Raw genomic sequence first — 10755 nt, 5'->3', positions numbered from 1 at the left:
CCATGGCAACGACCTCCCGGGGAAAGTTCTCAGCAGCCTACTCGCTGAGAGGTGGGGGTGACCATCCCATTACAGCTGTTCGCGCTCGATCAACTCAAGCGGCTGCTGTCGGTCGAGCGGGAGGATGGCGAACCGTTCACGTACATGCCGGCGTAGGTCGACTGCATTCGGCCGCCATCGATCGATGGTCGCGCCGGCGCGTGCGCGATCTATCGGTTCGCACTTCTCAACAGATGGAACATGGGGGAGCGCCGTGCAATCGACGATCCTGCGGTGCTTCGCCGATGCCATCCACGCCGGGCATTCGGAACGTCCGTCGTGTTTTTCGCCGTGAATGAGCGTGCCCGCCCTGCACGGGCGAACGACGCGCTACGCGTAGCGGCTCAGCCACTCCTCGGAGAACTTCTTCGCATAGGCGACGGCATCCGCTTCGGTATCGAATTCGCCCAGCTTGCGGAATGCCGCCTCGCGGCTGAAACCCAGCTTCGTGACCTCGACCTGGGCGGCGTACTTGCCGTCCTCCGTCACGCGCGGTTCGCAGTTCATCTCGTACCCGCGCATCACAAATTTCTTCTGCATCGCTTCAACACTATTTTGAGACGGCGAAATCGTAGCATGGGCCCGCGCCGCATTCACCCCCGCTCCCGAAACGGGGCAGCATCGGTTTCATTAGAGTAAACCGTCAAACGATCCGCGTATAAGATGCGCTGCGTCGAGCCCGACGCACGACGTCCTGTAAAAATTCGTCGCGCTCAGGATGGCCCGATGCCGCGATTCCAATCACGAACGTGCCCTGCTCTGGTGCATTTCGTTGGCAGCGCGATGCGATTCCGTACTGCCGGACGAAGAATCCTGTCCCGGCCCCTCGCGATCCGCGCCTGAAGGTTGCGAACGGGCCAGCAGCGCATGGCACACGCCGCCGGATCGCGCGTAACGTCGTGACACACCTTTCACAGAAACGCACCTTTTGCGCCATGGAATGGCAGTCGTTTTGCGGTAAAGTTATCTTTTCCGCGCGTGGCCGGTCGGCTCGCCCCCTGGACGTCGTCAAGACTGTCCGCCGAGACTGCCGCAAGGCGTCGTTCTGAACGTCACGATCCGTTCCCGTAGCATGACCACTGAAGCAATCACCACGGATTCCCTCGCGGTTGCCGAGCGCGTGCGCGAGCTGATGACTCGCAACGGCATCGGCAAGCGCCAGCAAACCACCGAGCTGTGCCGCATCCTCGACCTGAGCTTTTCGCAAGGTCACCGCAAACTGCGCGGCAGCAGCCCCTGGACGCTCGCGCAGATCAAGAAAGTCGCCGAAGCGTACGGCGAGCCCGCCGCTCAACTGTTCGGCGCGCAGACGCTCGACCCCGGCATGGTCGGCGCCTATTCGCAGGAAGCCGTCCTGTACGCCGGTGTCGCCGAAATTCCGTGCACCGCCTGGATCGGCGCGCCGCTCGAAGCCGGCGCGCGCCCCGAGTTCGTCGCGTACGAACAGAACGGCCGCTGGCGCGTGCTGCGCCACACGGGCGTGCTGTACCAGAACGCGTACGACGTGCACAAGATCGAGATCTATCCGCGCCGCGCGGAGAGCGACAAGCTCGTCGTCGCGGTGATCGATCCCGATCGCGTCAGCGCGACCGAGCTGTGCCGCTATCTCGAGCGGCAAGGTTTCGCGACGGCCGCATTCGACGGCCTCGCGCCGTTCGTCGACGCGCTGCAGGGCCAGGCGTTCGATGCGGTCGTCACCGAATGGCTGTTCGACGACAGCACGGCCGCCACCGCGATCAAGGCGGTGCGCACGTCCGACAATCCGGGCGCGCCCATCTTCGTGCTGACGGGCGACCTGCTCACGGGCCGCGCGAGCGAAGCGGACATCAGCGAAGTGATCCGCGCATTCGACGTCGTCTGCTACGAAAAACCCGCACGCATGGCGATCCTCAGCGCCGATCTCGCGAAGCGGCTCGCACGCGGGTAATTCCCGCACGCACGCCCCCTCTTTCGCATGGCCGGCGCCCGCGCGGCGCGGCGGCCGTGAACAGGTTCCTCAGTACAATAGCCGGACCCTGTTCACGACCGGCCTCAGCCGCCCGACCTCATGGCCCGCCTCATTCCCGACGACTGGAAAAGCCTCGCCGCCACCGGTGCGGCCGAACGCGAGCGCGAGACGCTTGCCGCCCTCGAACACGCGCTGCCGGACAGCTACACCGTCTATCACGGCGTGCACTGGACGCGTGCCGACCAGGGCTTCTCGGTGTTCGGCGAAGCGGCGTTCGTCGTCGTGAGCCCGTCCGGCCGCGTGCTGCTGATCGAGCAGAAGGCCGGCTTCCTGCGCGAAACGCCGAAGGGGCTCGTGAAGGTCTACCTGCAGAAGGAGCGCAACGTCCCGATCCAGCTTGCGCGCACGCAGGAGACGCTGCACAGGCGCCTGACCGCCGCGCTCGGCGCGGGCGTCTATGGCGTCGAGGCGCTGCTGTACTGCCCCGACTACTCGATCCGCGAGACGGCGATCGCCGGCGTCGCGGCCGACCGCATCGTCGACGCATCGCGCAAGGCGCAGCTCGCGCAGGCAATCCTGCAGATCCTGCCCGAGCACGACGAACCGTTGCCGAACGCCGCGAAGCTGCATCATTTCCTCGCGGACGAGCTGGCGCTCACGCCCGACACGAGCGCGCTCGTCGGGCAGGCCGGCACGCTCGTCACGCGGCTGTCGGGCGGGCTCGCCGCGTGGGCGCGCCAGCTCGAGTTCACGCCGTTCCGCTTGCGCGTGACGGGCACCGCGGGTTCGGGCAAGACGCAGCTCGCCGTGCAGGCGATGCGCGACGCGGTCGCGGCCGGCAAGCGCATGCTTTACGTATGCTTCAACCGGCCGCTCGCCGACTACATCGCGCGCATCGCGCCGCCCGGCGCGACGATCGCGAACTACCATCAGCTGTGCGACTGGGTGGCCCGCGACGGCGGCTATACGCCCGACTTCGACGCGCCCGGCGCGTTCGAGCGGCTCGAGGCGCGCTTCGCGGAAGCGCCGGTGCCGGAACGCTGGCGCTTCGATGTGCTGATCGTCGACGAGGGACAGGATTTCCACGCGCCGTGGGCGGCGGCGCTGGAGCGCCTGCTGGCGCCGAACGGCGCATGGTGGTGGCTGGAAGACCCGCTTCAGAACCTTTATCTGCGCGAGCCCGTCGCGCTGCCCGGCTGGGTCACGCTGAAGGCGCTGACGAATTACCGCAGCCCGCGCGACCTGCTCGAATTCGTGCGCGACGTGGTCGGCCGCGTCGAGCCGCTCGCGGCCGAACTGCGCTCGGGCAGCCCGTTCGACGGTTCCGATCCGTCGGTGTCGTCATACGGGGAAGACGGCGCGGCGGGCGACGCGCTCGCCGACGCGTGCATCGACGCGACCAAGCGCGCGATCACGCACGCGCTGTCGCTCGGCTTTCGCAAGCAGGACATCGCGGTGCTGTCGTATCGCGGCCGCGAAAGCTCGGTGCTCGCGCGGCTCGACCAGCTCGGCCCGCATCGGGTCAAGCGCTTCACGGGCAAGTACGACCTGTTCGGCAACCCTGAATATCGCGAAGGCGACGTGCTGCTCGATTCGATCTATCGCTTCAAGGGGCAGTCCGCGCCGTGCGTGATCCTCACCGAGATCGACTTCGACACGCTCGATGCGCGCGCGGCCCGCAAGTTGTTCGTCGGCGCGACGCGCGCGACGATGAAGCTGCTGCTCGTCGCGTCGGCGCGCTCGGCCGCGCAGCTCACAAGCAGCTGACACGGCGGGCGGCGGGGGCGCGTGGAACCGACGCCCCGCCCGCCAGCGCGTCACGCGACGCGGAACGCCCCCACCGCCCGGCGCAAGCCGTCGGCCTGCTCCTCGAGCGAAGCGGCGGCGGCCGCCGCCTGCTCGACCAGCGCCGCGTTCTGCTGCGACACCTGATCCATCTGCGACACCGCGCGATTCACCTGCTCGATCCCGTCGCGCTGCTCGTTCGACGCGGCCGCGATCTCGGTCATGATGCCCGTCACGCGGCCGATCGCCTGCTGGATGTCCTGCATCGTCGCGCCGGCCACGCCGACCAGCCGCGACCCCGTCGCGACACGCTCGACCGACTCGCCGATCAGCGTGCGGATCTCCTTCGCGGCCGACGCCGAGCGCTGCGCGAGCGTGCGCACCTCGCCCGCCACCACGGCGAAGCCGCGGCCCTGCTCGCCCGCGCGCGCGGCTTCGACCGCCGCATTCAGCGCAAGGATGTTGGTCTGGAACGCGATGCCCTCGATCGTGCCGATGATGTCGGCCACCTTCTGCGAGCTCTGGTCGATCTCGTTCATCGTGCCGATCACTTCGCCGACGACCGTCGCGCCGCGCGTCGCGATCTCGCTCGCGTTGTCCGCGCACGCCTGCGCCTCGACCGCGTGATCGGCGTTCTGCTTCACGGTCGCCGTCAGCTGTTCCATGCTCGCGGCCGTTTCCTGCAGCGCGGACGCCTGCTCCTCGGTGCGCTGCGACAGGTCGGTGTTGCCGGCCGCGATCTGGTGCGTCGCGGTCGAGATCGCTTCGGAGCCCTGGGTGACCTGACGCACCGTATCGGCGAGGCTGCGCTGCATGCCCGTCACGCCCTTGACCAGCTCGGCCATCTCGTCGCGCGACGACCAGCGCACTTCCGACGTCAGGTCGCCGTCCGACAGGCGGCGGAAATGCGACAGCAGACGGTTCACCGGTTGCGTGATCGCGAAATGCAGGCCGATCGCGCAGCCAAGGCACGCGGCCAGACCGAACGCAATGCCGGCGATCGCGCCCGCGCGCATCCAGCCGTAATAGGTCTGCGCGGTGTCGTAGACGTCCTTGCCGCGCGCGGCCTGGTACGCGTCGAGCGCATCGGTCGCCTGCGTGAGCGCGACCGACAGCGGCGGCGCGACCGTCATCAGCAGCCGGTCGGCATCGTCGCGATGGCCCGCGCGGATCGCGTCGATCATCGGCTTCAACGCCTGTCCGATCAGCGCCTGGCGCGCGGTGTCGAGCCGCGTCGCAAGCGGGCCTTCGTCGCCGTCGTGCGGCATCGTCGCGTAAGTGCGCCACGCGGCGTCGGCCTTCGCGAGATAGTTCTCGGCCTTGCTGACGAGATCGGGCACTTCGGGCGCCTCGGGATGCAGCAGCGCGCGGTCGAGCGTGGTGCGCACGATCGTGAGGTTCAGGTTCGCGGCGGACAGCGCGGTCTTCGCGGCCAGCTCGCGCGTATAGGCTTCATCGAGCGCGCGGTTCGAGCGCTGCATGCCGGTCAGGCCGATCAGGCCCGATACGACGAGCAGCGCGGCGACGAGGCCGAGCGTGGAAAAAATCCGCGTGCGGATCGAGAAGCGGGAAAACAGGGCGTTCAGGTTCATGACGGGACGTGAGCGGTAAAGAGTGCCGCAGCAATCGGTCCGCGGCACTCTGGATTACGGTTTGCCTGCAAAAAACTTGAGCCCTGCCTTTTGTCGGGCTGATCGCGATCAATTTTCCGGTCGGCAATCTTCTGTTACCGATGCAACAAATCAAGGCTCGGCAGAAATTGACCAGGCAATAACTTGCCTCTATATTCCGGTCAATTCCCTGCCACGGCAGATATCTCGATGAGAACCGATACCCTCCTTACCCCACCGGCCGCCGAAGCGGCCCGCCGCGACGCACCGACCGGGCTGATCGTGGCCGCGCTGCTGCTCGTCATGCTGCTGTCCGCGCTCGACCAGACGATCGTGTCGACCGCGCTGCCGACCATCGTTGGCGAGCTCGGCGGCCTCGACCAGTTGTCGTGGGTCGTCACCGCGTACCTGCTGTCGTCGACGGTCGTGCTGCCGCTATACGGCAAGCTCGGCGACCTGTATGGCCGCAAGATCGTGCTGCAGGCCGCAATCGTGTTGTTTCTCGCCGGTTCCGCGCTGTGCGGCATGGCGCAGGACATGACGCAACTGATCGTGCTGCGCGCGCTGCAAGGGCTCGGCGGCGGCGGGCTGATGGTCGTCACGATGGCCGCGATCGGCGACCTCGTGCCGCCCGACCGCCGGGCGCGCTATCAGGGGATGTTCGGCGGCGTGTACGGCCTCGCGACCATCATCGGGCCGCTGCTCGGCGGCTTCCTGGTCGAACATCTGTCGTGGCGCTGGATCTTCACGATCAACCTGCCGCTCGGTTTCGTCGCGCTCGCGGTGATCGGCATCGCGTTCCGGCCGCATACCGCGCACGTGAAGCACCGGATCGACTACATGGGTGCCGCGTTCCTCGCGACAGCCCTCACCTGCGTGATCCTGTTCACGAGCGAAGGCGGTTCGCTGCTGCCGTGGTCGTCGCCGCAGCTGTGGATGACGCTGGTGCTCGGCATCGTCGCGGTCGGCGGCTTCATCTACGAGGAACGGCTCGCGGCCGAGCCGATCATGCCGCTCGAACTGTTCCGCCAGCGCACCTTCGTGCTGATGAGCCTGATCGGCTTCGTCGTCGGCATCGCGCTGTTCGGTTCGGTCACGTTCATTCCGCTCTATCTGCAGGTCGTGAAGGGCTCGACGCCGTCGCAGGCCGGCATGCAGTTGCTGCCGATGATGGGCGGGATGCTCGCGATGTCGGTCGCGAGCGGCCGGCTGATCTCGCGGCTCGGCACGTATCGGCCATTCCCGATCGCAGGGACGCTGATCGGCGGCATCGCGATGGCGCTGTTGTCGACGCTGTCGCTCGACACGTCGCTGCACACGATGTACGCGTACATGGCGCTGCTCGGGATCGGGCTCGGCATGGTGATGCCGGTGCTCACGCTCGCGGTGCAAAACACCGTCGAATTCCGGCACATGGGGGTCGCGACGTCGGGCGCGACGCTGTTCCGCTCGATCGGCGGCTCGCTCGGCGTCGCCGCATTCGGCGCGCTGTTCTCGCACGGGCTGCAGTCGCGGATCACGCAGGCACTGCCGGCCGGCACGGAGCTGCCGCCCGCCCTCGGTCCGGCGGCCGTGCACCAGGTGCCGGACGCGGTGCGCGACGCGTACCTGCACGCGTTCGCCGGGTCGCTGCACGTGGTGTACCTCTCGGCCGCGGGCGTGATTGCGATCGCCTTCGTGCTCGCGTGGTTCGTCGAGAGCGCGCCGCTGCGCAAGCATCACTGACCGGCGGGCACGCAGCGGCACCGTGGCACCGCCGCCTGCCCGTCGGGACGACCGGTCACGACGCGCGGTCCGCCGTCACGGCACCAGCACCACCCCGCCCGTCGTCTGTCGCGATTCCAGCAAGCGATGCGCGTCGGCCGCCTGCTCGAGCGGCAGCCGCGCGCCGATCTCCACGTGCATCCCGCCCGCGAACCGTTCGAGCGTCGCGTGCGCCGCCTCGCGATACCCCGCCACGTCACGCGCGATGAAACCCAGCACGCTCGGCCGCGCCAGCGCGATCGAGCGGGCCGGGCCGAGTTCGTCGAGGTCGACCGTCTGCCGGGTTCCGATCGCGGCGACCTGCCCGATGCTCGCGACCATCCCGAACGGCCGGACCGCGCCAAGCGTACGCGTCAGCACATCGCCGCCGATCCCGTCGATTGCATAGTCGACGCCCGCGCCGCCGCCGAACGCACGGGCCGCCGCGACGAAATCCGCCTCGCGATAGTCGACCACCACTTCCGCCCCACGCGCGCGCACCAGTGCCGCCTTCGCGGCCGAGCCGACCGTGCCGATCACCCGCGCGCCGAGCGCGCGCGCCCACTGCGTCGCCAGCAACCCGACGCCGCCGGCCGCCGCGTGCACGAGGACGGTGTCGCCGGCCGCCACCTGGCGCACGCGGTGCAACAGCATGTAGACCGTGATGCCTTTCAGCAGCCCGGCCGCGACCGCGTCGTCGCTCACGCCGTCGGGCACCGGCACCGCACGCTCGGCAGGCAGCGTGCGCACGCTCGCGTAGCTGCCGGTCGGCAGCCCCGCATACGCGACGCGCTGGCCCGGCACCAGCCCCGTCACGCCGGGCCCGACCGCATCGACCACGCCGGCTGCCTCGACACCGAGCGCGTCCGGCAATGCCGGCAACGGATGCGCGCCGGTCCTGAAATAGATGTCGACGAAATTCACGCCGACGGCGGTCTGGCGAATCCGCACCGCGCCCGCGCCGGGCGGCACCACAGGCGCATCGAAGCGGCGCAGCACGCCGGCGTCGCCGTAGCGGTCGATCCCGATCCGGGTGGCGGTGGCAGTTTGGGTCATGACGTTCCTCACAATCGAATGATGTGACACGATCATCGCATCGTGCATAATCGATCGGAATTCCCGTTTCACGCCCATCTATTGTGCAAAATTCGACCGATCCGACGCCGGCGCCCGCGCTGCCGATGAGCTGGGACGACCTCCGCTATTTCCTGGCGGTGATGCGCGGCGGCAGCCTGTCGGCCGCCGCGCGGGCGCTGCAGGTCCAGCACTCGACGGTCGCCCGGCGCATCGATGCGCTGGAGTCCGCGCTCGGCATCCGGCTGTTCGACCGGCTGCCGCGCGGCTGGCCGCCGACCGACGAAGGCCTGCACCTCGCCGAGCATGCCGCGCGCGTCGAAGCCGACGTGCATGCGTTCGCGCGCGCCGCGCAGGGGGCGGCGGCGCTCGACGGTGTCGTGCGCGTGTCGGCGTCGCCGGTGTTCGCGAGCCACTTCCTCGCGCCGCGGCTCGCCCGCGCGCAGCGCGCATGGCCCGCGCTGCGGATCGACCTGATGGGCGAGATGCACGCGGCCAATCTGTACGCGCGCGAAGCCGACCTCGCGGTGCGCCTGTCGCGGCCGAGCGAGCCGGGGCTGGCCGCGCGCCGGCTCGGCACGATGCGCTTCGCGCTGTGCGCATCGCCCGACTGGGCCGCCGCGCCGCCCGACACCTGGGCATTCCTCGGCTACGACGACGCACTCGCGCAAATGCCGCAGCAGCAATGGCTCGAACGCTTCGCGGCCGGGCGCCGCTTCGCGTTCATCGCCAACGACCTCGCCGCGCTGCATCGTGCGTGCGTGGCCGGCGCGGGCGTCGCGTTGCTGCCGCGCTTTCTCGTCGACACGTCGGCGACGGAGGCGGATGCGGACGCGGGCACGCCGGCTTTGGCCGATCCGTCGCTGTCGACCGCCGCCGCGCTCGTCGAGTTGACGTCCGCGCCCCGTTGCGATGTCGAGCGCGAGATCTGGCTCGTCGTGCACCCGGACGTGCGGCGCTCGCCGCGCGTACAACGCGTCGCGGATGCCATCGCCGACGCGGTTCGTGACGCGGACGGCCATTTGTAGGCTCGGCTTCTCCCGACCGCGCGACGCGACCCATGCCTTTACGGCGCGGCCGCGCGGCGGGCATAGTAACGGTTTCGTCCGCCCGCTCCGCCACCATGCCCGCCGCCCCCGCCTGCGTCGTCCGCGACGCGACCGATGCCGATCTTGCCGCCATTCACGCGATCTATGCACATCATGTGCGCCACAGCGTCGCGTCGTTCGAGGAGACGCCGCCCGACGTCGACGAACTGCGCGCGCGCCGCGACGCGGTGCTGCGTCACGGGCTGCCCTATCTCGTCGCGGAATGCGACGGCCGCATCGCCGGCTACGCGTATGCGACGCCGTATCGCACGCGCAGCGCGTACCGCCATACGATCGAGGATTCGATCTACATCGACGACGCGCAGCGCGGCCGCGGCATCGGCCGCGCGCTGCTCGCGGCGCTGATCGCACGGTGCGAGACCGGCCCGTGGCGGCAGATGATCGCGGTGATCGCCGACGGCGGCAGCGGCGGCTCGACGTCGCTGCACAGCGCATTCGGTTTCGAGCCCGCGGGCGTGCTGAAAGCGGTCGGGTTCAAGCACGGCCGCTGGATCGATACCGCGCTGATGCAGCGCGCGCTCGGCGACGGCGCATGCACACTTCCCGCGTCGCCCGAGCCTGTCGCGTCGCGCTAGAATGGCCGCATGCCAAAACAGACTCAAACCATGCCAGACGAGGCCGCACCGGATTCCCGCAACGAGTACACGGTCGACGAACTCGCGCGCGTGTCCGACACGACCGTGCGCAACGTCCGTGCATACCAGGATCGCGGACTGCTCGCACCGCCCGAGAAGCGCGGGCGCGTCGGCATCTACGACGACACGCACGTCGCCCGCCTGAAGCTGATCAACCACCTGCTCGCGCGCGGCTACACGCTGTCGAACATCCAGGACCTGATCATGGCGATCGACGAAGGTCACGACCTGCGTTCGATCCTCGGCCTGGAAAACGCGATCGGCGGCCGCTGGTCGCACGAACTGCCGAAGACCTATTCGCTCGCGCAACTCGCGCAGATGTTCGGCCCGCAGACGGCGTCGCAACTGTCGCGCGTGACCGAACTCGGGCTGCTCGAACGGCGCGGCCTGTCGTTCGTCGCGAAGAGCCCCGCGCTGCTCGAAGCCGCCGCCGCGATGACGAAGGAAGGCATCCCGCCGCGCGAGCTGCTCGACGTGATCAGCCTCGCGCGGCCGCATTTCGACGCGATCGCGCGGCTGCTCGTCGATCTCGTCGTGAAGCGGCTCGACCGCTACGACGCCGGCACGCTGCCGCCGGTCACCGACGTGCCCGCGCTCGTCGACGCGATCTGGCGCCTGCGCCCGCTCGCAGCCGTGTTCGTCGAAGGCGAGACGAACCGCGCGCTCGAGACCGCGGCAAGCGCCTATCTCGGCGGCCGCGTCGCGACGATCCTCGACAGGAAGCTCAGCGACGAAGCCGCGCGCCAGGCCGGCACGCCGGATCCGCAAGACGGCGGCGACAAAGCATAGGACCGCCGGCGTCATATTCATAT

9 protein-coding genes are annotated in these 10755 nt (G+C 69.0%); 6 read left to right on the top strand and 3 right to left on the bottom strand.

What is annotated here, in order from left to right:
- Window positions 1–369 precede the first annotated feature (369 nt).
- On the bottom strand, window positions 370–579 hold the full coding sequence (locus tag WS46_RS23160; protein ID WP_059464641.1) for a hypothetical protein: 210 nt from the start codon (window positions 577–579) through the stop codon (window positions 370–372).
- Between the two features lie 532 nt (window positions 580–1111).
- On the opposite strand from WS46_RS23160, the gene WS46_RS23155 reads away from it, so the two are divergent.
- Both WS46_RS23155 and WS46_RS23150 read left to right on the top strand, forming a co-directional pair.
- Window positions 1112–1966: a helix-turn-helix domain-containing protein gene (locus WS46_RS23155; protein WP_059464640.1), complete on the top strand. Its 855-nt coding sequence runs from the start codon at window positions 1112–1114 to the stop codon at window positions 1964–1966.
- Between the two features lie 120 nt (window positions 1967–2086).
- Window positions 2087–3754 (top strand): ATP-dependent helicase, encoded by a 1668-nt coding sequence (locus WS46_RS23150; protein ID WP_059691890.1) that lies wholly within the window; start codon window positions 2087–2089, stop codon window positions 3752–3754.
- Window positions 3755–3804: 50 nt separating this feature from the next.
- On the opposite strand, the gene WS46_RS23145 is transcribed toward WS46_RS23150, so the two are convergent.
- On the bottom strand, window positions 3805–5364 hold the full coding sequence (locus tag WS46_RS23145) for a methyl-accepting chemotaxis protein (RefSeq protein WP_059533983.1): 1560 nt from the start codon (window positions 5362–5364) through the stop codon (window positions 3805–3807).
- Window positions 5365–5592: 228 nt separating this feature from the next.
- Between WS46_RS23145 and WS46_RS23140 the strand changes: the two genes are divergently transcribed.
- Window positions 5593–7107 (top strand): MDR family MFS transporter, encoded by a 1515-nt coding sequence (locus WS46_RS23140; protein WP_059691889.1) that lies wholly within the window; start codon window positions 5593–5595, stop codon window positions 7105–7107.
- A gap of 75 nt (window positions 7108–7182) precedes the next feature.
- On the opposite strand, the gene WS46_RS23135 is transcribed toward WS46_RS23140, so the two are convergent.
- On the bottom strand, window positions 7183–8181 hold the full coding sequence (locus WS46_RS23135; RefSeq protein ID WP_059691894.1) for a quinone oxidoreductase: 999 nt from the start codon (window positions 8179–8181) through the stop codon (window positions 7183–7185).
- 125 nt (window positions 8182–8306) lie between these two features.
- Here WS46_RS23135 and WS46_RS23130 point away from each other — a divergent pair, with 125 nt between their 5' ends.
- The 3 genes from WS46_RS23130 to WS46_RS23120 all read left to right on the top strand — a co-directional run bounded on the left by WS46_RS23130 (window position 8307) and on the right by WS46_RS23120 (window position 10732).
- Window positions 8307–9227: a LysR family transcriptional regulator gene (locus tag WS46_RS23130; RefSeq protein WP_059691895.1), complete on the top strand. Its 921-nt coding sequence runs from the start codon at window positions 8307–8309 to the stop codon at window positions 9225–9227.
- 95 nt (window positions 9228–9322) lie between these two features.
- Window positions 9323–9883, top strand: a complete 561-nt coding sequence (locus tag WS46_RS23125) for a GNAT family N-acetyltransferase (RefSeq protein ID WP_059691888.1) — start codon at window positions 9323–9325, stop codon at window positions 9881–9883.
- A gap of 9 nt (window positions 9884–9892) precedes the next feature.
- A complete protein-coding gene (locus WS46_RS23120) occupies window positions 9893–10732 on the top strand; it encodes a MerR family transcriptional regulator (RefSeq protein WP_059533989.1) in 840 nt (279 codons plus the stop codon).
- Window positions 10733–10755: the final 23 nt, after the last annotated feature.

The organism is Burkholderia sp. RF4-BP95 (assembly GCF_001521985.1).
Taxonomy (GTDB): domain Bacteria; phylum Pseudomonadota; class Gammaproteobacteria; order Burkholderiales; family Burkholderiaceae; genus Burkholderia; species Burkholderia diffusa.
Note: the sequence above shows the minus strand (reverse complement) of the source record. Positions and strands in the feature narration are given on the sequence as shown.